Origin of the sequence: Streptomyces cylindrosporus (genome assembly GCF_022698165.1) — a bacterium.
Lineage (GTDB): Bacteria > Actinomycetota > Actinomycetes > Streptomycetales > Streptomycetaceae > Streptomyces > Streptomyces cylindrosporus.
In genome coordinates this window covers 51431-73241 of sequence record NZ_JALDAY010000010.1, presented here as the reverse complement: position 1 = coordinate 73241, position 21811 = coordinate 51431, and the positions used below count along the sequence as shown (strand labels likewise).

The following is a 21811-nucleotide window of genomic DNA, read 5'->3' as shown; positions in this document are numbered from 1 at the left end:
GGGTAGGGGATGTCATGCGGCCGCCCGGGAGGAGAGCTCGGCCAGGAAGCGCAGTGCGGCCCGCGCTGTGGCGTCGTTCTGCCGGAAGGCGGGCCCGCCGGTGCGCGGGCGGGTGAAGGCGCCGGGGGTTCGCCCGTCGGTGAACGGGCCCAGCGCGAAACGCCGTGGATGCGGCCGGCCGGCCCGGTCGAGGACGCGCCCGTCGACCGGGTCCACCCGCAGCAGTCCGTCCGCTGTCTCGGCGGCGCCGTCGGCGGCCAGCTCACGCAGCAGCGGATCGCTCGCCCTTTTGACGGTGGGCTCGGGCAGCCGGGCCTCGACCAGCGCCCGCGCCTCGACGAAGGCACCGGGCACGGTCGCGCCGGCCGCCCGGAACACCCCGTCCGCCGCGGTGACGGTCATGTCCGCGCCGAGGAACTTCACGATCCCGGCCCGGGACAGCGCCAGCAGCTGCCGCAGCCGCGGTCCGGGCGGCCCGGAGGCCAGATAGCTGAAGAACCCGTGCCACCAGGGCCCGATGCCACCGAGCCGGATCAACTGCCCGTAGACGGACAGGAGTCCGAGGAAGACGGCCAAGTCCGGACTGTTCCGGTCGTCATGACGCCGCCTCAGATCGGCCTCGACATATCCGCGCAGCCCCTCCTGGAACTCCTCGAAGGAGCCGTAGCGCACCCCGTCCAGCGGATGGTCGAGCGCGGCGAGGTCCAGCCGGTCGGCCGGGTCGGGCACGGCGGACGCCACGAGCGCCTGGATCTCGGCCCCGCTCCCGGCCGCGTACTTCTCCTCGAAGTCGGCCCAGGACATCGCGGTCCGCTCCTGGTGCGCGGTGAACAACCGGTGGTAGTGGGCGAACCCCAACTCCTTCTCCACCAGCGGCCACACGTCCCGCCCGAAGTCGAACCCGTGCGGCCGGTCCAGCAGCTCCCGCACCTGCACGGGCCCGAAGAACCGCGGCAGCGGCGGCCGTTCGCCGCTCCAGTCGTAACCGATCTTCGAGTGGTACGGCACTCCGCGCCGCGACCCGACGTACAGCACGGGCTCCTGTCCCGAGGGCACGTACGTGTCCCCCTCGTACCGGCCGCCGCGTCCCTCGGTGAGCAGCACCATCAGGTCGACGAAGGCGAGCCCGAAGCCGCGGACGAGGACGGGTTCGCCGGGCCTGAGCGCGGACAGGTCGCTGTCGGCGGTGAAGTCGGGCGGCAGGTGGACGAGCCCGTGGGTGCGCGCGTAGGCCGCCAACTCGCCCTGCTGATCGTCGAGTTCGGCGTCGAGGTGGCCGACCGCGACCACGACCAGGTCGGCGAGGAGGGGTCTGGGCCGGCCCTCCAGCCACACCTGCTGACGCCCCTCGCGCGAGCCGCTGATCCGCAGGGCGCGGCGCGGGTGGTGGTGGACGGTGACGTCCGGGGGCAGGGCGGCGACGGCCTGCTCGTGCACCCAGCGCAGATACGAGCCCTGCAGCTGCCGGTCGGCGAAGACGCGCCCGTCGATGCCGGCCCACTCGTGCAGCGTGGGGCCCTCGCGCACCGGGCCCTCCATGGCCACCGTCTCGTCGGTGAACATGGTGACGTCCTCCGCGTGGGAGTTCATCCACAGCAGCGGCGACTGCGCGGCCCGCCAGATGCGCCCGGCGCCCGGCTGATGCGGGTCCACGAGATGGATGTCGAGGCCCGAACCGGCGTACAGCTCGGGCGCGTTGGCGGCGATCCGCTCGATCAGACCGGTCCCCCGCGGCCCGGCCCCGACGATCACCAGGGAGGCCCTCATCGCACCCGCTCCGAGCCGCGCGCGTAGTGCTTCTCCACGTAGTACTGGCCGACGCCGAGCACCGAGGTGACGATCGTGTACCAGAGGGTGGCGACCATCAGCAGCGGGATGACCTGGTAGGTGCGGTGGTAGACGAGCTGCACCGAGAAGAGCAGGTCGCTGACCGCGATGACGCTGACGATGGAGGTGCCCTTGAGGGTGCCGATCAGCATGTTCCCGGCGGGCGGCACGATGGAGCGCATCGCCTGCGGCAGCACGATCCGCCGCCAGCGCCGCCACCGGCTCAGCCCGAGCGCCTGGGCGGCCTCGATCTGCCCGCGGTCGACGGCGAGGATCCCGCCGCGCACCACCTCGGCGGCATAGGCGGCCTCGTGCAGGGTCAGCCCGACGATGGCGACCTCGACGGGCCCGAGCAGGTTGACGGTCCTGACGCCGAACAACTCCGGGTACAGCGCGCCGATGTTGAACCACAACAGCAGCTGCACCAGGATCGGGATCGACCGGAACAGCCAGACGTACCCCCAACTCACCCATCTCAGCACGGGGTTGGCGGACAGCCGGAACGCAGCGAGCAGGGTGCCGAGCGCGAACCCGAGCACCATCACCACCGCGGTCAGCCACAGCGTGAGCCACAGCCCGCGCAGCACGGAGTCCGAGGTGAAGTAGTCGGCGACGACGTCCCACTGGAACGCCCGGTTGCGCAGAACGGAGTTGACGGCGAGACCGAGCAGCGCGAGCACGAGCACGGCAGCGGCCCACTGGCCGTACCGCCGTTGCGGAACGATCCGCAGGGCGTCGGCCTGCTCGGGTATGTCGGGTGCCGGGACTTTGGCGAGAGTGTCGGAGGACATGCGAAGGCTCCGTGGACGTCGATCGACGGCGGGTGCCTTCACACGAGTGCGCCGCACGGGGCGCGCTACGGCCGAGCCCCTCAGCAGGGCCGTCCGTCGACTTTACGGCGCCGTTTCCCCTCGCTGTCAAGGCCGTCCATCATGTGAGCCGCACGTCTCATGTCGGTTGACGCGGAACCGGATGCCTGTTCCACTTGGCCCATGCATCCACAGCAGTGGCTGGTCACGCGCTCCCACATCGACTTCGGTCGAGTGTGGTCCTGTTCCTGTTGAGCTGAGCCGACCCACTGCGCGCTCCTGACCGAGCGCCTTTCGCGTTCTCCCTCTCCGCCTTCACACGCGCACCCCTCCCCTCGCGCCGTTCCCAGCTCCTTTCGGCTTCTCTCCACTCCTTTCTGCTCTCAGGAGACCGCACACGATGCGCACGCCCACGCGTACCCGTAGAAGGGTATTTGCGCCTTTCGCCCTGATTACTTCGGCCGCTCTGCTGCTCACGGCATGCGGCTCCGGCTCGGACGACCCGGCCGACGCCGCGGGCACCTCGGCGAAGGCGGACAAGATCCCCACGACCGACGTCGTCTCCGGCATCGCGAAGGACGAGGCGGCCGCGAGGCTGCTGCCCGCCGGCACCAGGTCCCTCACCGTCGCGATCAGCGTCGGCGGCACCCCGCCCGGCACCACCTACCTGGCTGACGGCAAGACACTGACCGGCCAGGACGTCGACTTCGCGGACGCGGTGGCCAAGGTCCTGGGCATCGGCCTCAAGACGGAACAAGCCAGTTTCGAGGCGATCCTCCCGGCTCTCGACAGCGGCAAGTACGACTTCGGCGCGAGCAACTTCGGCGTCACGGACGAACGCCGCAGGACCATCGACTTCGTCACCTACATCAACGACGGCCAGGGCTTCGCCACCCGCGAGGACAGCAAGCTCGCCAAGGTCACGGACCTCAGGCAGCTGTGCGGCCTGAACGTGGCGACGGGCGCCGGCACGACGTTCGAGGCGACGCTGGAGGAGAACAAGAAGGTCTGCACGGCGGCCGGGAAGAAGCCGTACGGCATCCAGACCTACAGCGAGCAGGGCGCCATCTGGTCCTCCCTCCAGCAGGGCCGCAGCGACGTGGTGATGTCCACGATCAACGGCCTCCGCTACGCCGTGGCCCACCAACAGGGCGTCAAGTTCCTCAACGAGTACCACCGTCTGGACGTCGGCTTCGCCTTCAAGAAGGGCACAAAGCTGGCCCCGGCCTTCCAGGCGGCGGTCAACAAGCTGATAGCGGACGGCACTTACACGAAGATCCTCAAGAAGTGGGGAACAACGGGTTCGGCGATCGAGAAGTCCCAGATCTCCCCACCAGAACTAAAGAACTGACGGCCACACCCCGCGCCCCAAAGGGGCGCGGGGCTGTTTCGATATGCGGCTCCGCCGCGTGAGCGCGACCAGCCACAAAGCACCCGCAGCCGCTACCGAACCATTGCAACCCTCCTCTTGGGCGCAGCCCGAACCCCGATCACCCGATCCATCAACGCCCCCAGAACATCCCGCACAGACCCCCGCTCCCGCGCATCACACTCCAGCACGGGAACATCCGCCCCCAGCCCCAACGCCTCCCGGACTTCCTCCAGTTCGAACCGCTCGGCGCCATCGAAGCGGTTCACGGCCAGCACGAACGGCGCCCCATGGGACTCGAAGTAGTCCACCGCCGGAAAACACTCCTCGATCCGCCGCGTGTCCGCGAGGACGACCGTCCCGAGCGCACCTTCCACCAGGTCGTCCCACAGGAACGAGAACCGGTCCTGCCCGGGCGTCCCGAACAGATACAGCGCGATCGTCGGATCGAGCGTGATCCGCCCGAAGTCCAGGGCGACCGTGGTCGTGGTCTTCGACTCCACCCCGTCCAACGAGTCGACCCCCACGGAGACTTGAGTGATCGCCGCCTCCGTGTCCAGCGGCTCGATCTCCGAAATGGCCCCGATGAACGTGGTCTTGCCGACACCGAGTCCGCCGCTCACCACGATCTTCACGGCGAGCGGCACGATCCTGTCAGAGCGCCCGGACATGGTCCCTGATCCTTTCGAGCATCTGGAGCGGCAGCTCCGCGGGCTGCCGGCAGTCCAGCCGACCGGCGACGACGAGGTCGGAGACCAGCACCTTGGCGACTCCGAGAGGGACACCGACGCGCGAGGCCACCTCGGCGAGCGTCGTCGGCTCCGCGCACACCGCGACGATGTGCCGCCGCTCGAACGTCAGCGTCTCGTCGGGCACGCCGACGGCGACGACCAGCGTCTCCAGGCGCAGGTCGGCCTGGAGCGGCTCGGCCCGGCCGCCGGTGATGATGAACGGCCGGACGAACGTCGCGTCGTCCTCCATGGGTTGTACGTCCATGGGCTCCCCACCGTTCACCGCGGCAGCGCCTGCCGCAGATCGGCGATGAGGGTCGGCGTCAGCAGATCCCCCGCCCGCTCCGCGAGCACGGCCATCTCGTAGCCGACGAGCCCCAGTTCACCGCTGCTGTCGGCGAGCACACCGAGGCAGCTGCCGTCCCTGATCGCGGAGACGAGCAGGAAGCCCTGCCCCATCTCGATCATGATGAGCTTGACCCCGTCGAAGCCGTACCGCCGCGACGCGCTGCGCGCCAGGCCGCTGAGCCCCGACACGATCGCGGCGAGATGGTCCGCCTCGGTCCGCCCGAGCCCGTCAGACACGGCGATCAGCAGCCCGTCGGAGGATACGGCGACCGCGTCCCGTACACCGTCGGTGCTCTTGACGAAGTTGGCGAGGAGCCAGTTGAAGGTACGGGAGTCGCTGTGCGCGTCGACGGTGGTCACTTGGCGTCACCCTCGCCCTGCTCGGCGGAGCCCTTCTCGGCGGACCGCTGCTTCTCCTTCTCCACGCTGATCCCGCCCCGCATATGGGCGCTGCGCAGGGTGGAGAGCATTCCGGAGACCTGCTCGGGGCTGCGCTCGGGCGTGGGCCCGGCGGGCGCCGGACGCCCGGGCCGGTCGGCCTCGCTGACGGCGTCCGAGATGGCGCTGCGCTGCGGCCGCTTGACGAGCCCGTTGCGGGTACGGGCGGCGGACGTGCTCTTCCCGCTCTTCCCGCCGGGGCTCTTGCCGTCGCTCACCTTCGTGTTCCCCTTCGCTTCGGCCGCGACCGTGACGAGTTCCCCTGCGGGGGCCGTCTCCTCCTTGCGCGGCGCGGGCAGCGCCGGCGCCGTCTGCTCCCCGCCCTTGCCCGGTGCGTCCGCCTTCCCCTGCGGAGCGTCCGTCAGCAGTGCCGCCGGGATCAGCACCCGGGCCACCACACCCGCCGCCGGCGCCTCGCCGAGCCGTACCTCGATGCCGCACTTGCGGGCGAGGGCGCCGACCACGAAGTGGCCGAGGAATCGGGTTGGTTCGGCCATGAAGCTGGCCGTGCCGGAAAGGCGTACGTTCGCCTCGGCGAGCGCCTGGGTGTCCATGCCGAGCCCGTGGTCGACGATCGCGACGAGGTACCCGGCGCTGGTCCGCCGCCCCTCGATCTCCACGTCGGAGTCCGGCGGCGAGAAGGTCAGCGCGTTCTCGATCAACTCGGCCAGCAGATGGGCGACTTCGGCGACGACCGAACCGGTGACATGGACGGGCTCGATCCGCCGCAGGGTGACCCTGCGGTACTCCTCGACCTCGGCCAGCGCGGCGCGCAGCACGTCGGTGACGGCCAGCGGGGTGGCCCAGGGCCGGGGGCTGGACTCACCGGCGAGCACGAGCAGGCTCTCGGCGTTGCGGCGCATCCGGGTGGCCAGGTGGTCGAGTTCGAAGAGGTTGGCCAGCGTCGCCGGGTCGGCGTCCTCGTGCTCCAGCTTGTTGATGAAGCTGATCTGCCGGCGCACCAGGTTCTGGTTCCGGCGGCCGAGGCTGACCAGCGAGTCGGTGGCGTTGCGGCGCAGTACTGCCTGCTCGGTGGCGAGGTCGAAGGCGGAGCGCTGCACCCGGTCGAACGCCTCGGCCACCTCGCGGACTTCGGCGCCCGCCCGGCCCGGCAGGGCGAGCGGGGCGGGCGGCTCGGGGCTGTGTCCGGAGTCGGCGTCCTGGACGGCGGCGACGGCCCGCGGCAGCCGCTCTCCGGCCATCTCCCGTGCCTGCTGGGCGAGTTCGGCCAGCGGGGTGGAGACGGAGCGGACGCAGTCGAGGGCGAGGGCGCCGAGCGCACCGACGGTGGCGAGGGCGAGCAGCACGAACAGGAGGAGGTCGCGCTGGGCGTCGCTCTCCAGTGCGGTGGCGCGGTTCTCGACGTCGGCGCCGAGCGCGATCTGCACGTCCCGCAGTCCGTTGATGGTCGAGGTCATCGCGTCCCACCAGGCCATGGGCGGGATGTCACGGGAGCTCAGCCGCCCCGCGCCGTGCACAGCGACGCTCTCGTAGGCGAGGGCGCGCTCCGCGTCCGGCGTGGTCAGGCTCGCGTCGAGGCGCCGTTCCTGGGCGCCGGTGGCCGTGCGCGGGAAGGCGGCGAGGGCGGCGAGCCGGCCGGCCCGGATCTGCATGAAGCGGCTGTAGTCGTCGCCGCGGAACCGGCCGCCCTGCGCGCGCACGGAGCCGAGTGCGATCGCGCGCTCCTCGCCCATGAACTCCTTGGCGTTGCCGAGCACCTGGAGCGACTGGTAGGCGTCGCGCAGGGTGCCGTCGTGCACCTCGTCGAGGCCGAGGTCGAGCCGGTCGAGTTCGGTGATCGTGGTGGTGAAGTAGTCGAAGGTGTCCTTGACGACGCCGGTGTGGTCGTCGGCGTGCCTGCGGATCCCGGCGAGTCCGTCGAGCCGGCCGAGGGACTCGCGCACGGAGTCGGCGGCGCTGTCGCCGCGGCCCTTCAGCGCCGTGTCGAGCTCGGTGCGCGCGGCGTCGGTGGCCTTGCGCTGGGCCGGCAGCTTGGCCTTGAACTGCCAGACGCCGCCCACGTATCCGGTGGTGAGGCCGCGCTCCTTCTGCAGCTGGTGCACGAGGCCCTGGAGGGTGATCTCCAGTCTCGCGTTGCCCTGCGTGGCCGCGGCGTTGCGGTAGGCGGAGATCTGTTCGGCGGCCGCGAGGCCGAGCAGCGCCAGCAGGACCGCGAGGGCGAGGATCAGGATCCTCAGCAGCCTGGTGCGGATGCTGGTGGTCGCTTTTGCTGTGACGTCCACTGAAATGCCTTATATGAGGGGCGAGTTGGGACAGGGGCAGAAATGGTTCTGCTCCCGCTCAACGAAGCTCACGAGGCAGCGGTCACCGGATCATGTTTTTGTTTTACGTTGCGGAAACAGGATCTCCGGGAATCGCCAGGTCGCCATCGGCCCCGGCGTAGCCCGTATACGACACCGTCGGTAACCGGCTCAGCAGTCGCAGCCGCAGTCGCAGCAATCGCACCCGTCGCAACAATCGCAGTCGCAACACGAACAGCAGTCGCAGCAGTCACCGCAGTCCGCGTCCTTGCACAGCCCGTCCCTGCGCTCCCGGCTCCACGGATCCTCGTACTCGCCACAGCACAACTGGCAGGTGCAGGCCAGCCCCGCCCACACCGCACACCCCGCGAGCAGCCCGCGCCGGTCCCGCCGGGGCGGCTGCGGGGGCAGCGGCCCACCCGGCCCACCGGGCGGCGCGTACGGCCCCGCGAGCGACGGCCCGCTCCCGTGCGCGCACGAAGCACCCGCACCCCCGAAGGCCCGGTCCACGGACGCCGGCAGCTCGTGCACCAGCAGCCGGTGCGCGAGCTTCCCGTCCGCGAACTCGACCTCTCTCAGCGCGAGCCGGACCCCGTGCACCGCGTCGTCGGCCAGCCGCCGCGCCTCGGCGAGGGAGGTCCCGGTGGCGGTGAGGGGGTTCCAGGCGCCCGCCGCCGCGTCGGCCTCACGGTCCTCCACGGCGTCCAGCAGATGCGCGAGCCGCCCGAACAGCCGCCCCGCCTCGGCGAGCGGCTCGGCGTTGCCCGGCCGCCCGGCCAGCACCGCCGTGTGCGCGAAGGCGGCCGCCGTCGCGGTCTCGGTCGGCTCGGTGACCGTCAGCACCGACGTGCCGAGCCCGGCCAACGCCTCGACGCCGGTCTGCCGTTCGACCGCGTCGAGCAGCACCGCCGTATCGAATCCGACGTCGGACCCGGTACGGGCGCCGGCCGCGCCCCAGCTCGCGGCGACCCGGCGCGCCGCGAGCGCCACCGGCCTGCGCGCCAGCAGCCCGTCCCCGTCGGCCACATGGTCACGCACCTTGGCCGAGGCGAGCACCAGCGAGACGGCGGCCGCGAGGCGCGCGCCCTCGCCCTGGGCGACGGACGCGGTGCGCATCCCGCGCAGCGGACAAGGGCCCGCCGTACGCCGCCATCCGCCCGCCCGTTCTGACTGAGCCTCCGTCAGAACCGATATGAGCAGCCCGTCGTAGTTCGTCACGACCCTCGCGAACTGGCCGTGATCCTTGCGCAGTGCGAGGCACAGCCCGCACAGGTGCGCCATCCACTGCGTCTTGAGATTTTCACCGAGCCTGTGCCGGCAGGGCCGGACGATTCCGAACATGACGATCCCCCGTGATCCGTTCACCCGTACGCACCCGTCATCACCCGTACGCCGGGAAGAATCATATTTCACTCACAGTCAGCAGCGGTGTGCTGCGCGACCCTTGGGGTATCCGGGCTCTCGACGTATTCGCTGTGCACCAGTACCGTCACAAACCCCCCGCGCGGCGTCTATCCACTTGGCGCGCGATCCGCATCATGGATGACCATAGGGATGCGAAGAGCAAGAGAGACCGCTGTGAGAGGAGGCGTCCATGGGATCGGTACGCAAGGCGAGTGCCTGGCTTGGCCTCGTCGACGACAACGATGACGAGCGTTACTACGACGACGACTACTCCGAAGGGACCGAGCAGCCCGGGGATGCCTGGGTCACCGACCCCAGGGTCAAGGTGGCCTCGGACACCGCCGAGGAGAAGGGCCGCCGGATCGGCACGGTGACCCCGGACAGCTTCCGGGACGCGCGCGCCATCGGCGAGCTGTTCCGCGAGGGCGTGCCGGTCATCGTGAACCTCACGGCCATGGAGGCCGCCGACGCCAAGCGCGTCGTCGACTTCGCGGCCGGTCTGACCTTCGGTCTGCGCGGCACCATCGAGCGGGTCGCGACCCGTGTCTTCCTGCTGACGCCCGCCAACACGGAGATCGTCAGCGGTGAGCCGGCCGCGCGCCGCGAGGACGGTTTCTTCAACCAGAGCTGAGGCAGGGCCGCTCACCGGCCCTGCCCCCGCGCAGGGTTACCGGAACGCGTCGAGTCCGGTGAGCGCCTTGCCCAGCACGAGCTGGTGCATCTCGACGGTGCCTTCGTACGTCAGCACCGACTCGAGGTTGGTGGCGTGCCGCATGACGGGGTATTCGAGCGAGATCCCGTTGGCACCGAGGATGGTCCGCGAGGTCCGGCAGATCTCGATGGCCTCCCGTACGTTGTTGAGCTTGCCGAAGCTGACCTGCTCGGGACGCAGGCGGCCGGCGTCCATGCGGCGCCCCAGGTGATGGGCGAGCAGAATCCCCTTGTGCAGTTCGACCGCCATGTCGGCGAGTTTGGCCTGGGTGAGCTGGAAGCCACCGATGGGCCGTCCGAACTGCTCGCGCGTCTTCGCGTAGTCGACGGCTGCCTCCAGACAGCTGCGGGCCGCGCCCATCGCGCCCCACACGATCCCGTACCGGGCGTGGGACAGACAGCTCAGCGGCCCCTTCAGCCCGACGACCTCCGGCAGTACGGCATCGGCGGGCAGCCGCACGTCGTCGAGGACGAGTTCGCTCGTCACGCTCGCCCGCAGTGACCACTTGTGCTTGATCTCCGGCGCGGAGAAGCCGGGGCTGTCGGTGGGGACGACGAACCCCCGGATGCCGTCGTCGGTCTGCGCCCACACGACGGCGACACCGGCGACCGAGCCGTTGGTGATCCACATCTTGCGTCCGCTCAGGACCCAGTCCCCGCCGTCCTTCTTGGCGTACGTGCGCATGGAGGCGGGGTCGGAGCCGTGGTCGGGCTCGGTCAGCCCGAAGCAGCCGATGACCTCGCCGGCGGCCATGCGCGGGAGCCAGGTCTGCTTCTGCTCCTCGCTCCCGAAGCGGTGGACGGCGTACATGGCGAGGGAGCCCTGCACGGAGACCAGCGACCTGATGCCGGAGTCGGCGGCTTCCAGTTCGAGGCAGGCGAGGCCGTACTGCACGGCGCTGGCGCCCGCGCACCCGTACCCGCTGAGCGACATGCCGAGCGCGCCGAGGCTCCCGAGCTCACGGGCGAGCTCACGGATCCCGGGCAGCTCGCCCTTCTCGTACCACTCGGCGACATACGGCAGCACGCGGTCCGCCGCCCAGCTGCGCACGGTGTCCCTGATGGCGAGGTCTTCCGGTTCCAGCAGGTCGTCGATGCCGAGGGGGTCGGCGGGGTCGAACGGAGGCAGTTTCGAGGATGCGGACATAGTTCAAAACTAGCACCGCTAGTTACGGCTGAGAACCGGCGCGAGGGTCGAAGGTCAGGCCGAGACGCGGGACTCGGCGACTTCCCGGGGCGCGGGCAGCTCCACCGGCCCCACCGCCTCCCCGCAGTTCATGACCCGGGGCAGCCGCAGCGCCATCACGGCCCCCAGCACCAGCAGCCCCGCGCTCACCAGCAGCGTCACATGCAGCCCGTGCACGAAGGAGTCCCGGGCCGCCCGGCGCAGGGCGACGCCGACGGGCCCGCCCAGGTGGTCGGCGATGTCGTAGGCCTCGCCCAGCGAGTGCCCGGCCGAGGCGGAGGCCGACGCCGGGACGCCCGGCACGGACGCCAGGCCCGGCGCGTACGCCGCGTTCATGACGCTGCCGAGGAGCGCGATGCCGATGCCCGCGCCGAGCTGGTACGAGGTCTCGCCGATCGCCGCCGCACCGCCCGCCTGCTCCGGCGGAGCCTCGCTGAGCATGGACTCGTAGGCCCCGAAGAGCGTGGTCTCCAGGCCGAAGCCGAGCAGCATGAAGCCGGAGACCAGCAAGCCCGTGTTGTCCGAACCGCCCATCGCGGTCAGCAGGATCACCGCGCCGGCCGTCAGGCAGAACCCGAAGCACACCATCCGGCGCGGGCCGAAGCGGCGCAGCATGCGCGCGCCCGCCAGGCCCGCCGCCATTGCCGCGAAGGTCAGCGGCAGCAGTCGCAGGCCCGTCTCCAACGGGGAGAGTTCCAGGACCAGTTGCAGATACTGCGCCGCGATCAGCTCCAGGCCGACGAGCGCCAGCATCGCCAGCACGATGCAGCCGACGGCGGTGCTGAACGCCGGGCGGGCGAACATGCCGAGGTCCACCAGCGGGTGCGTGCGCCGCCGTTGACGTCGTACGAAGACGAACAGGAGCAGCGCGCCCAGGAACAGGGGCGCCAGGGTGAAGACGCCCGTCGGGGCCTCTCCGCCGCCGAGGCGCTTCACGCCCAGGACGACTCCGAACAGGCCGGCCGCCGCCATCAGGGCGCCGGTGACGTCCCAGGGGCCGTCGCCCGTGCCGCGCGACTCGGGCAGCAGAAGCCGGCCCACCGGGAGGCTGACCAGCATCAGGGGGATGTTGACGAGGAAGACCGAGCCCCACCAGAAGTGTTCGAGGAGGAAGCCGCCGAGGAGCGGTCCGACCGCCGCGCCGACCGCGGCCACCGCGCTCCACACACCGATGGCCAGCGCCCGCTCGCGCCGGTCGGGGAAGACCTGGCGCAGGATCGAGAGCGTCGCGGGCATGATCATCGCGCCGCCGACGCCGAGCAGCGCCCGCGCCAGGATCAGCACCTGCGGGTCGTGGGCGAGCGCGGCCAGACCGGAGGCGACGCCGAAGAGGGCGTATCCGAGCAGCAGGATCCGTCTGCGGCCGACCCGGTCGCCGAGCGTGCCGAAGAGGATCAGCAGCGAGGCGCAGACGAGGGGGTAGACGTCGACGATCCAGAGCAGCTCTATCGCGCCGGGCTTGAGGTCCTCGGTGACGGCGGGCACGGCCACGTGCAGCACGGTCGCGTCGACCGCGACCAGCAGCAGGCTCACGCAGAGGACGACGAGGACGACCCAGCGGTTGGCACCGGCGCCGGCCGCCCGACGGCGCAGCGCGGTGGCGGCCGTGGTCGTCCCGGACATGTACGTACCTCCCAGATGTTCCCTCGCGGTCGGCGGGCACACGGGGTGGGGACTCCCCGTGATCTCGGCCGGAGAGGAGCGGCTGTCTCCGGCCCGCGCAACGAAGGCGAGTGACACGTCAGCGTACGCGAGTTCGCGCCACGGTCACGTGGCGGACCTCTCAGACCGGCGCGGAACTCGTGTGGCGTGCGCCACTCCCCCTCCTCCGCGACCACGCCCCGACCGGCCGGCCGGTTCCCCGGGCCGTCGATAATCGAGCCCGTGACCGATCTTGCGACGCGCGTGGCGCCACCCAGCGGCACGGCCCTGCGCCGCGCGGCCCCGGCCCTTCTCGGGTACGCGGCCGTGCGCGCCCTGGGCCTGCTCGTGCTGGCCGGGTGGAGCGCGGCGCGCGGCAGGAGCGGGTACACGCTGTTGACGGCCCGCTGGGACTCGCTGTGGTACGTCAGGGTCGCCGAGCTGGGCTACGGCTACGAGGTCCGGCTGCCGAACGGCGACGTCCACTCGAACCTGGCCTTCTTCCCGCTGCTGCCCTGGCTGGAGCGGCTGCTGCACACGCTCACCCCGCTGTCGTACGCCGACGCGGGCTTCACGGTGAGCCTGCTCGCCTCGCTCGCGGCGGCCTGGGGGATCTTCGCGGTCGCGGAGCACGTGTACGGGCGCCGGGCCGGAGTCTGCGCGGTGCTGCTGTGGGCCGTGCTGCCGGTCGGGATCGTGCAGTCGATGGCGTACAGCGAGTCGCTGTTCACGGCGCTGGCCGCGTGGGCGCTGTACGCCGTGCTGACCGGGCGCTGGCTGACGGCGGGCGCGCTGGCCGCGCTGGCGGGGCTGACCCGGCCGGTCGGGCTGGCCGTCGTGGCGGCCGTCTGGGCCGCCGGGATCGCCTCTTTCGTGCGGGAGCGAAGCGCGGCGGACCCGGAAGGCGCGCACCCGGGCGGACGCGCCCCCGCGCCGGCCTCAGAGGGCACCACAGGGCGCGCCAAGGCCACCGTGAGCGCCCCGGACGCGCCACGCGCCCCCTCGGCCGTCCGGCGCGCCCTGGCGCTGCTCCTGGCCCCCCTGGGCGCCGCGGGCTACGTCCTGTGGGTCGGCCACCGCACCGGCAAGGGCCCCCTCGGCTATCTCGACGTCCAGGCGGGCTGGCGCAACGGCTTCGACGGCGGCGCCGCCTTCGCCCGCTTCGTCGGCGAAAAGTTCACGTCGTTCCCGGGCGCCCTCGCGGGCGTCGGAATCATCGCCGGGGTCGGCCTGGTGATCTGGCTGTACGTCGTCTGCGTGCGGCAGCGCCAGCCGCTCCCGCTCCTGGTGTACGCCGGCGTGGTCACCGCGCTCGCGCTGTGCGCGTCGAGCTACTTCGGCTCGAAACCGCGCCTCCTGCTGCCCGCCTTCCCGCTGCTGCTGCCCCTCGCCCTGGCCCTGTCCCGGCTGCGTACGTCCCGGTCGGCGCTGGTGGTGGGCGGTGTCGCGGTGGTGTCGGCCGTGTACGGAGCGTTCTGGCTGAACGGCTCCGGTCCGCCGTGACCAGCCGGGTAAATCCACCCCATCATTCGGTGAACGAATTCATAAGTCCCATAAAACAGATTCCCAGAATGATCAAAGGAATTGAAGGAGGGTCGCGCCGCGCATTGCGGATTCCCAGGAAATAAACCCCGACCTGAGAGGAATCCCACATCACGGCGTCATCACAAAGCCGCTGTATCGACCGAGAACTGAGCTCACTCGCTGTAACGTCGATTGGGTGCGTACCGAACGAAAGCTCACCCGTCTGGACCGGGTGTTCGCCAGACTCGACAGGGAGCCGGAACGACCGGCCCACATCGATGTGCCGAAGATGAGCCGGCACCGGGTGGCGCTGCTGACCGGCACCCTGGCGTTCTACCTGGCGATCGTGTGGGCCGTGGTGACCACCTCGTGGCTGGTCCGGCTGGACTGGCAGGTCATGTTCTTCCGCCCGTACCAGCAGTGGCAGGGCATCCACTGGTTCGTCGACTACTACGTGGTCCTCGGCCAGCGCGGCCCCACCGCGGTGATGGTCGCGGCCTGGCTGGGCTGGCGCTCCTGGCGGCAGCACACCCTGCGCCCGATGCTCACCCTGGGCGCCTCGCTGCTGCTGCTGAACATCACGGTCGGCGCCGCCAAGATCGGCATGGGCCGCCTGGGCCCCCACTACGCGACCACCATCGGCTCGAACGAGATGGGTCTGGGCGGCGATATATTTCCCAGCGGCCACACCGCCAACGCGGTCGTGACCTGGGGAATCCTGGCCTATCTCGCCTCCACCCCGAGAGCCCGCCGCTGGCTGTCCGCCGTCTCCGCGGTGACCGCGCTCGGCGTGGGGATGGCCACCGTCTACCTCGGTACGCACTGGCTGAGCGACGTGCTCCTCGGCTGGGCCGCCGGCCTGCTGGTGCTGCTCGCCCTGCCCTGGTGCGAGCCGCTGATCGCCCGCGCCGAGGTCGGGATCTTCGACCTCCGCGACCGCTGGCGCGCCCGTGGCGGCGCCACCGCACCGGCCTCCCCGGCGGTCGGCACGCCGGTGCTGCTCAAGCCGCGCCCGTCCGCCCAGGACGAGTCCGCGCCGCACGAGCCCGCGGCCCGCACCCCCAGAGCGCCGGTCTATCTGGCTCCCGGCCCGCACCTGACGCGCTCGGAGCGCACCCCGGTCACTCCCGTCGGCAGCCGCAGACCGCCTCACTCGGACCGGGTGCCACGCGGCACCCCGGCCTCTGCCCGCCCCCTCACGGGCGGCTGACACCGGCCAGACAGCGGGGTCCGGTACGCACAGCCGACCCCGCGTGACGAAGGCCCCGGTTCCCGCGCGGGAACCGGGGCCTTCGTCACGTATCGGCCCTGCGCATCAGCCCTTCCAGGCCCGCACCACGCGGCCGTCCTTCACCTCGAAGTTCAGGCGGCCGCTGCGGTACTCCATCGTGATGATCGCCCCCGGCGGCAGCGAGCGCACCGTGCTCCAGCCGCGCTCGCGCGCGCGGCGCTCGGCGCCGGTCGCGTCGAGGCCGACGTACGACTCCGGACTGTCCTGGGGCTCCGCCTGCGGAGTGGGAATCGGTGCCATGCGGCCACGCTAGGCGCTGCCCGTCGGAGGGGGAAGTCCGGGCCGTTCCCAGGGGTCACTCGTCCCTCTCCGGTCACGCTTCTGTCACAGGATCACGACACGGGTTTCGACCGCGCTGCGTCACACGGACGAGCGGTCGAGTAGCCCTTACGCACGCTTTCGAACGTAATTCCCGCGTGTCGTGACCGCTTGTCGAATACCCCGTCGGAAAGTGCCGTGAGAAGTGCGCCCGGGCGCCGCCGGGAATGCTTTCCGGCCTGATTGCGTGCGGGTCCGCGGGAGCTGACGCCGCATGAGAAATACACGGTTCGAACACAGAACCCCCGCACGCACCCTGTCGGTGCGCACGGCGGCGCGAGCATCATGACGTGATGGGGACCGAGACCATGCAGACAGTGGCGCGACCCGTACGCAGCGGGCAGCACGGCCGGCTGATCGTGGACTGGCTGACCACCACGGACCACAAGAAGATCGGGCACCTCTACCTGATCACGTCGTTCCTGTTCTTCCTGGCGGGCGGGGTGATGGCGCTGCTGATGCGGGCCGAACTCGCCCGGCCGGGGCTGCAGATCGTGGACAACAACCAGTTCAACCAGCTGTTCACGATGCACGGCACGATCATGCTGCTGCTGTTCGCCACCCCGAGCTTCGCGGGCTTCGCCAACGAGCTGATGCCGCTGCAGATCGGCGCGCCGGACGTCGCCTTCCCCCGCCTGAACATGCTGTCGTACTGGCTCTTCCTGTTCGGCGGTCTGATCGTGCTGGGTTCGCTGTTCGTGCCCGACGGCCCGGCCGCCTTCGGCTGGTTCGCCTACGCGCCGCTCAACAGCCCGGTGCACTCGCCGGGCGTGGGACCCGACCTGTGGATCATGGGGCTGGCGCTGGCGGGCTTCGGGACGATCCTCGGCGCGGTCAACTTCATCACCACGATCATCGGGATGCGCTGTCCCGGGATGACGATGTTCCGGATGCCGATCTTCACCTGGAACACGCTGTTCACGTCGATCCTGATCCTGCTGGCGTTCCCGGTGCTGGCCGCGGCGCTGCTGGTCCTGGAGGCCGACCGGCGGTTCGGCTCGCAGGTGTTCGAGGCGGCGAACGGCGGGGCGATCCTGTGGCAGCACCTGTTCTGGTTCTTCGGCCATCCCGAGGTGTACATCATCGCGCTGCCGTTCTTCGGGATCATCACGGAGATCATCCCGGTCTTCAGCCGCAAACCGATCTTCGGCTATCTGACGCTGGTCGGCGCGACGATGTCCATCACCGGTCTCTCGGTGGTGGTGTGGGCGCACCATATGTTCGTCACGGGCGCCGTGTTGCTGCCGTACTTCTCCTTCATGAGCTTCCTGATCGCCGTCCCGACGGGCGTGAAGTTCTTCAACTGGACCGGGACCATGCTCAAGGGCTCGCTGTCCTTCGAGACGCCGATGCTGTGGGCGACGGGCTTCCTGGTGACGTTCCTGTTCGGCGGTCTGACCGGGGTGATCCTGGCCTCGCCGCCGCTGGACTTCCACGTCTCGGACACGTACTTCGTCGTCGCGCACTTCCACTACGTCGTCTTCGGCACGGTCGTCTTCGCGATCTTCGGCGGCTTCTACTTCTGGTGGCCCAAGTTCACCGGCAAGATGCTCGACGAGCGGCTCGGGAAGATCCAGTTCTGGACGCTGTTCGTCGGCTTCCACACGACGTTCCTGGTGCAGCACTGGCTGGGCGCGGAGGGCATGCCGCGCCGGTACGCCGACTATCTCGCCGCGGACGGCTTCACGGCCCTCAACACCGTCTCGACCATCGGCGCGTTCCTGCTCGGCATGTCGACGCTGCCGTTCCTCTACAACGTCTGGAAGACCGCCAAGTACGGCGAGAAGGTCGAGGCCGACGACCCCTGGGGCTACGGCCGCTCCCTGGAGTGGGCGACCTCCTGCCCGCCCCCGCGGCACAACTTCACGTCGCTGCCGAAGATCCGCTCCGAGTCCCCGGCGTTCGACCTGCACCATCCCGAGTACGGGGCGATTCAGGAGACCCCCGCTCCAGAGCGCGAGACAGCCGGTCCCGGACCGTCCTGATCGCCCCGGTCAGCCCGTCCGGCTCCAGCACCTCGAACTCGAAGCCCGCCAGCACCACGTGGATCACCATCACGTCGAGGCTCGCCGCCCCGGTGCGCAGCAGACAGGCGTCGGGCCCGTCCGGCTCCAGCTGCCCGGCGCTCGGCGAGATCCGCTCGGCGGCCTCCTCGACCGGCACGAGCAGCCGGACGACGGCGTGTGTGGCGTACGCGCGCGTGGAGACGCCGTTCGACACGTACGCGGCGAGATCCTCGGCGGGCGGGGTGCGTGGGGCGAAGCGCGGGCCGTGCGGCGGCTTGGGGGTGATGCGGTCGACGCGGAAGGTACGCCAGTCGTCGCGGTCCAGGTCCCAGGCGACCAGGTACCAGCGGCGCTCGGTGCAGACCAGGCGGTGCGGTTCGACGGTACGGCGGCTCGGTGCGCCCCCGTGGTCGCTGTACTCGAAGCGCAGGCGCTCGGAGTCCCGGCAGAGGTTGGCGAGTTCGGTGAGGACGGCCGGGTCGACGGCATCCGGCCGCGGGCCGCGCAGCATCGGCACGGTGAAGGCGTTCAGGGCGCCGACCCTGCGGCGCAGCCGACCCGGCAGCACCTGCTCCAGCTTGGCGAGGGCCCGTACGGAGGTCTCGCCGATGCCCTCGATGCCCTGTCCGGCGGCGGTGCGCAGGCCGACCGCGACGGCGACCGCCTCGTCGTCGTCGAGGAGCAGCGGCGGCAGCTCGGCCCCGGCGCCCAGCTGGTAGCCGCCACCCGTACCGGGGCTGGCGTTGACGGGATAGCCCAGCTCGCGCAGCCGGTCCACGTCCCGGCGGACCGTGCGCGGGGTGACGCCGAGGCGTTCGGCGAGGTCGGCGCCGGACCATTCGCGGTGGGCCTGGAGGAGCGAGAGCAGGCGCAGGAGTCGTGCCGAGGTCTCCAACATGACGCCGAGTCTGCCAGCCCTTGCGGACAGTCGCTGTCCGCAAGCCTTCCTACCTTGGGCTCATGGCAGACAACAGCGTGCACGGCTTCCGGATCGCCATCCCCCAGGCCCAGCTCGACGACCTGCACACCCGCCTCGACCTGACCCGCTGGCCCGACGAACTCCCGGACGCGGGCTGGGACTACGGTGCCTCCCTGCCCTACCTCCGGGACTTGGCGGCGTACTGGCGCAGCGGCTACGACTGGCGCGAGCACGAGGCCGCCCTGAACGAGATCCCGCAGTACACGACCGAGATCGACGGCGCCCGGGTGCACTTCCTGCACATCCGCTCCCCGCGCCCGGACGCCCTCCCGCTGATCCTGACGCACGGCTGGCCGGGCTCGGTGGTGGAGTTCCTGTCCGTGCTGGGCCCGCTGAGCGAGGACTTCCACCTGGTGGTCCCGTCGATCCCCGGCTTCGGCTTCTCGGGGCCGACGCGTGAGAAGGGCTGGAACGTCGCACGGGTCGCGCGCGCGTGGGCGGAGCTGATGCGCAGGCTCGGATACGAGCGTTACGGCGCCCAGGGCGGCGACGTGGGCGCGCTGGTCTCGCCCGCGCTGGCCCGGGTCGCCCCCGAGTCCGTGGTCGGCGTCCATGTGAACGCGGCGTCGGTCGGCTTCATCCCGCTCGGCCCGGTCGACGAGGAGGCGCGGCAGGGACTCGACGAGCGGGAGCTGAGGTCCCTCGCGAAGATCGCCGAGTTCACGACCGACGGCTTCGGGTACAACGTTCTGCAGTCGACCCGCCCGCAGACCCTCTCCTACGCCCTCACCGACTCCCCGGTCGGCCAACTCGCCTGGATCATGGAGAAGTTCCAGGCGTGGACGCACGCCTCGGCCGCACTGCCCGAGGACGCCGTCGACCGCGACACGCTCCTGACCAACGTGATGCTGTACTGGCTGACCGGCACGGCCGGTTCGGCGGCCCGCATGTACTACGAGAACGCCCATGTGCCCGACTGGTTCCCCACCACGAACTCCGGGGTGCCGACGGCCGTCGCGAACTTCGGCGAGGACGTGGCGATCCGCCGCTGGGCCGAGCAGGCCAACACGGTCGTCCGCTGGACGGAGTTCGACCGCGGCGGCCACTTCGCGGCGCTGGAGGTCCCCGAGCTGCTGGTAGCCGACGTGCGGGAGTTCTTCGGGGCGCTCTAGGGCTCGTAACCCAGTTGCGGCACGTCGAAGCAGGTGGCGTTCATGTCCCCCTGGGACACCCAGCCCCTGCCGTCCCGCCAACGGGCCACCGACAGACACGTCCTGCGCGTCTTCGGCGGCTCGGGCAGCCGCTGGAAGACGACGGGGACCAGGAGGCCGTCGGCGGTGTAGTTCTCGCTGCGGTTCATGTAGCCGTCGACGCACGCGCGCGTGACGCCCTCCCCCGCACAGGACCTGGCGGCGTCGGTGAACCACATCGCCGCCGCCCAGCCCTCCAACTGCCACTGGGAATGCGTCTTCAGGCCCTTCGTGGCGTCCCGGAACTCCCGTACGGCCGCGTTGTCCGTGTCGTCGAAGTTCCGGCTGGAGCCGGTCGCCCAGAGGGCGTTGCGGCAGCGCGGCGCGTCCTTGTAGTCCTCGGGGACGGTGGAGGTCCAGTTCTGCACGTTCGTCACCTTGGCGATGACCTTGGCGCCGACCTCGTCCATCGCCTTGCACAGCTGGGCGTTGCCGTGCGTGTCGATGGCGTCGAAGACGAGGTCGGCGCCCTGCTCCTTCAGGTCGGCCGCGGCGGCACGGAAGTTGGGCAGCGCGAAGTCGACCTGCTCGGTGACGACCTTGTAGCCCTCGGCCTTCAGCCCCTGCTCGACGAGCCGGGCGTAGGCGGCCGAGGAGGCCTGGTTGTACGAGACGACGGCGGCCGTACGGGCGCCCTGCTCGCGCTTGAAGTAGCGGTAGACCTCCGTGCCGCCGTAGAGCTTGCCGTCCCAGCCGGGGGTGCCGTTCCTGGGCGCGAGGCTGCCGTAGATGCCGTACAGGTGGGGCCAGGTGTCGTAGGCGGCGCCGATGGGCTGGCCGCCGATGTCGGGCACGCGCGCGTCGGAGACGCGGGAGGCGCCGGCGTAGTCGAGGGCGGTGGTCGCGACGAGGGCGACCACCTTGTCCTCGTCGATCAGCTTGCGCACGCAGGTGTTGTCGCCGACGCCGCTGCCGCCGTCGTCGCACTCGTGCACCTCGACGGGCCGGCCGTCGATGCCGCCGCGCGCGTTGAGGCGGTCGAAGTAGGCCTTGGCGCCGTCGCGCGGGCCGGTGAAGGTGTTGCCGCCGACCGGGCTGGTGGCGCTGGTGACGATGCCGACGGGGATGGGCGCGCCGCTGCTCCGCGCGGGCGTGCCCGTCCGGTCGTCGTGCTCGAAGTCGCTCTCCGGCAGGCGGCTGCCGCAGGCCGTGCCCAGCGCGAGCAGCAGCACCGCGACGGCGGCCTCAGCAGCCCGGTGCGGGCGTGCCGGACGCATCGCCGCTCAGCTGGACCAGCGCGCACAGCGTGTTGACGGACACCTTCCAGGTGCCGTCCTGCTCGACGGAGGTCCCGGAGGCGTTGGGCAGGGCGGTGGCGCCGTTCAGGGTCAGCGCGTAGGTGACGGTCGCCCGGGTCGGTGAGGTGAACTCGATCTTCTGCACCTTCGCCTGCACCTGCCCGCCCCGCTTGTCCCCGCTGAAGGCCTTCAGCACGGGCGCCATCTTGTCGCCGTTCTCCAGCACCTTCTGCTTCTCGGCGAGGGACGTCTTCGGGTCGAAGAACTTCTGCCAGTTCTCCGTGACCTCCTGCTTCGCCGCGGCGGGATCGGCGGGCGCGGTGGCCGGCGCGCTGCTCGTCGGCTTCTCCACGGTCGGCGTGGGCGGCGGCCCGGAACTCCCTCCACCGCTGTCGTCGCTGCACGCCACAAGGGCGACGACCAGGGCGGCGACGACCACCGCACCCCGTCCGGCCGTCCCCCGCCTGAGGTCGCTCCCGAGAACCAATTGGCTCACCACCGGGTGTCGGTCCGGGCAACGCGCGCCCGGTGCTTTCAGGG

General features: G+C 70.9%; 18 protein-coding genes and 1 pseudogene. 6 read left to right on the top strand and 13 right to left on the bottom strand.

Going from position 1 to position 21811, the window contains the following annotated elements:
• Nucleotides 1–12 precede the first annotated feature (12 nt).
• Together MQP27_RS31215 and MQP27_RS31210 are read right to left on the bottom strand one after the other, a co-directional pair.
• The gene (locus MQP27_RS31215) at nt 13–1767 is read right to left on the bottom strand and encodes an FAD/NAD(P)-binding protein (protein ID WP_242769818.1); all 1755 of its coding nucleotides are present in this window, start codon (nt 1765–1767) and stop codon (nt 13–15) included.
• The gene (locus MQP27_RS31210) at nt 1764–2618 is read right to left on the bottom strand and encodes an amino acid ABC transporter permease (RefSeq protein ID WP_242769815.1); all 855 of its coding nucleotides are present in this window, start codon (nt 2616–2618) and stop codon (nt 1764–1766) included. Before MQP27_RS31210 ends, MQP27_RS31215 begins: the two co-directional genes overlap by 4 nt.
• Nucleotides 2619–3036: 418 nt before the next feature.
• Between MQP27_RS31210 and MQP27_RS31205 the strand changes: the two genes are divergently transcribed.
• Nucleotides 3037–3987, top strand: a complete 951-nt coding sequence (locus tag MQP27_RS31205; protein ID WP_242769812.1) for an ABC transporter substrate-binding protein — start codon at nt 3037–3039, stop codon at nt 3985–3987.
• 92 nt (nt 3988–4079) lie between these two features.
• Here MQP27_RS31205 and MQP27_RS31200 read toward each other — a convergent pair whose 3' ends face one another.
• The 5 genes from MQP27_RS31200 to MQP27_RS31180 all read right to left on the bottom strand — a co-directional run bounded on the left by MQP27_RS31200 (nt 4080) and on the right by MQP27_RS31180 (nt 9124).
• On the bottom strand, nt 4080–4676 hold the full coding sequence (locus MQP27_RS31200) for a GTP-binding protein (RefSeq protein ID WP_242769809.1): 597 nt from the start codon (nt 4674–4676) through the stop codon (nt 4080–4082).
• Complete coding sequence (locus tag MQP27_RS31195) at nt 4660–5001, bottom strand: DUF742 domain-containing protein (RefSeq protein ID WP_242769806.1); 342 nt, start codon at nt 4999–5001, stop codon at nt 4660–4662. Before MQP27_RS31195 ends, MQP27_RS31200 begins: the two co-directional genes overlap by 17 nt.
• 14 nt (nt 5002–5015) lie before the next feature.
• Nucleotides 5016–5444 (bottom strand): roadblock/LC7 domain-containing protein, encoded by a 429-nt coding sequence (locus tag MQP27_RS31190; RefSeq protein WP_242769803.1) that lies wholly within the window; start codon nt 5442–5444, stop codon nt 5016–5018.
• Nucleotides 5441–7765, bottom strand: coding sequence for a sensor histidine kinase (locus MQP27_RS31185; RefSeq protein WP_242769785.1), 2325 nt, complete (start codon nt 7763–7765; stop codon nt 5441–5443). Before MQP27_RS31185 ends, MQP27_RS31190 begins: the two co-directional genes overlap by 4 nt.
• A gap of 189 nt (nt 7766–7954) precedes the next feature.
• Nucleotides 7955–9124, bottom strand: a complete 1170-nt coding sequence (locus MQP27_RS31180; protein ID WP_242769738.1) for a DUF5685 family protein — start codon at nt 9122–9124, stop codon at nt 7955–7957.
• Nucleotides 9125–9377: 253 nt separating this feature from the next.
• Between MQP27_RS31180 and MQP27_RS31175 the strand changes: the two genes are divergently transcribed.
• Nucleotides 9378–9818, top strand: coding sequence for a cell division protein SepF (locus tag MQP27_RS31175; protein ID WP_242769723.1), 441 nt, complete (start codon nt 9378–9380; stop codon nt 9816–9818).
• Nucleotides 9819–9854: 36 nt separating this feature from the next.
• Here the strand turns inward: MQP27_RS31175 and MQP27_RS31170 are convergent, their stop codons facing one another.
• A complete protein-coding gene (locus MQP27_RS31170; RefSeq protein ID WP_242769720.1) occupies nt 9855–11045 on the bottom strand; it encodes an acyl-CoA dehydrogenase family protein in 1191 nt (396 codons plus the stop codon).
• A gap of 54 nt (nt 11046–11099) precedes the next feature.
• Nucleotides 11100–12707, bottom strand: a complete 1608-nt coding sequence (locus tag MQP27_RS31165) for an MFS transporter (protein ID WP_242769705.1) — start codon at nt 12705–12707, stop codon at nt 11100–11102.
• 261 nt (nt 12708–12968) lie between these two features.
• Between MQP27_RS31165 and MQP27_RS31160 the strand changes: the two genes are divergently transcribed.
• On the top strand, nt 12969–14228 hold the full coding sequence (locus MQP27_RS31160; protein ID WP_242769702.1) for a mannosyltransferase family protein: 1260 nt from the start codon (nt 12969–12971) through the stop codon (nt 14226–14228).
• 217 nt (nt 14229–14445) lie between these two features.
• The gene (locus MQP27_RS31155; RefSeq protein ID WP_242769699.1) at nt 14446–15459 is read left to right on the top strand and encodes a phosphatase PAP2 family protein; all 1014 of its coding nucleotides are present in this window, start codon (nt 14446–14448) and stop codon (nt 15457–15459) included.
• 105 nt (nt 15460–15564) lie between these two features.
• On the opposite strand, the gene MQP27_RS31150 is transcribed toward MQP27_RS31155, so the two are convergent.
• Entirely contained in the window at nt 15565–15780 is a 216-nt protein-coding gene (locus MQP27_RS31150; protein WP_242769696.1) for an I78 family peptidase inhibitor, read from the bottom strand.
• Nucleotides 15781–16151: 371 nt separating this feature from the next.
• On the opposite strand from MQP27_RS31150, the pseudogene ctaD reads away from it, so the two are divergent.
• A pseudogene (gene ctaD, locus MQP27_RS31145) lies at nt 16152–17720 on the top strand (aa3-type cytochrome oxidase subunit I); the annotation flags it as partial.
• A gap of 1 nt (nt 17721) precedes the next feature.
• Here the strand turns inward: ctaD and MQP27_RS31140 are convergent.
• Nucleotides 17722–18762: a helix-turn-helix transcriptional regulator gene (locus MQP27_RS31140; RefSeq protein WP_242769693.1), complete on the bottom strand. Its 1041-nt coding sequence runs from the start codon at nt 18760–18762 to the stop codon at nt 17722–17724.
• A 62-nt stretch (nt 18763–18824) separates the two neighbouring features.
• On the opposite strand from MQP27_RS31140, the gene MQP27_RS31135 reads away from it, so the two are divergent.
• Entirely contained in the window at nt 18825–19955 is a 1131-nt protein-coding gene (locus tag MQP27_RS31135; RefSeq protein ID WP_242769677.1) for an epoxide hydrolase family protein, read from the top strand.
• Here the strand turns inward: MQP27_RS31135 and MQP27_RS31130 are convergent.
• Nucleotides 19952–21250, bottom strand: a complete 1299-nt coding sequence (locus tag MQP27_RS31130; RefSeq protein WP_242769674.1) for an ABC transporter substrate-binding protein — start codon at nt 21248–21250, stop codon at nt 19952–19954. The two genes, MQP27_RS31135 and MQP27_RS31130, sit on opposite strands and share 4 nt — an antisense overlap.
• Entirely contained in the window at nt 21219–21758 is a 540-nt protein-coding gene (locus tag MQP27_RS31125) for an MTB12 C-terminal domain-containing protein (RefSeq protein WP_278196780.1), read from the bottom strand. The genes MQP27_RS31130 and MQP27_RS31125 overlap by 32 nt, the downstream gene beginning before the upstream one ends.
• Between the last annotated feature and the right edge of the window lie 53 nt (nt 21759–21811).

Excerpts from the sequence above, each read along its gene's own strand:
- MQP27_RS31175 (WP_242769723.1), top strand. The coding sequence starts at position 9,378 with ATGGGATCGGTACGCAAGGCGAGTGCCTGGCTTGGCCTCGTCGACGAC.
- MQP27_RS31195 (WP_242769806.1), bottom strand. The coding sequence starts at position 5,001 with ATGGACGTACAACCCATGGAGGACGACGCGACGTTCGTCCGGCCGTTC.
- MQP27_RS31170 (WP_242769720.1), bottom strand. The coding sequence starts at position 11,045 with ATGTCCGCATCCTCGAAACTGCCTCCGTTCGACCCCGCCGACCCCCTC.
- MQP27_RS31200 (WP_242769809.1), bottom strand. The coding sequence starts at position 4,676 with ATGTCCGGGCGCTCTGACAGGATCGTGCCGCTCGCCGTGAAGATCGTG.
- MQP27_RS31165 (WP_242769705.1), bottom strand. The coding sequence starts at position 12,707 with ATGTCCGGGACGACCACGGCCGCCACCGCGCTGCGCCGTCGGGCGGCC.
- MQP27_RS31140 (WP_242769693.1), bottom strand. The coding sequence starts at position 18,762 with ATGTTGGAGACCTCGGCACGACTCCTGCGCCTGCTCTCGCTCCTCCAG.
- MQP27_RS31215 (WP_242769818.1), bottom strand. The coding sequence starts at position 1,767 with ATGAGGGCCTCCCTGGTGATCGTCGGGGCCGGGCCGCGGGGGACCGGT.
- MQP27_RS31210 (WP_242769815.1), bottom strand. The coding sequence starts at position 2,618 with ATGTCCTCCGACACTCTCGCCAAAGTCCCGGCACCCGACATACCCGAG.
- MQP27_RS31130 (WP_242769674.1), bottom strand. The coding sequence starts at position 21,250 with ATGCGTCCGGCACGCCCGCACCGGGCTGCTGAGGCCGCCGTCGCGGTG.
- MQP27_RS31205 (WP_242769812.1), top strand. The coding sequence starts at position 3,037 with ATGCGCACGCCCACGCGTACCCGTAGAAGGGTATTTGCGCCTTTCGCC.
- MQP27_RS31180 (WP_242769738.1), bottom strand. The coding sequence starts at position 9,124 with ATGTTCGGAATCGTCCGGCCCTGCCGGCACAGGCTCGGTGAAAATCTC.
- MQP27_RS31150 (WP_242769696.1), bottom strand. The coding sequence starts at position 15,780 with ATGGCACCGATTCCCACTCCGCAGGCGGAGCCCCAGGACAGTCCGGAG.
- MQP27_RS31135 (WP_242769677.1), top strand. The coding sequence starts at position 18,825 with ATGGCAGACAACAGCGTGCACGGCTTCCGGATCGCCATCCCCCAGGCC.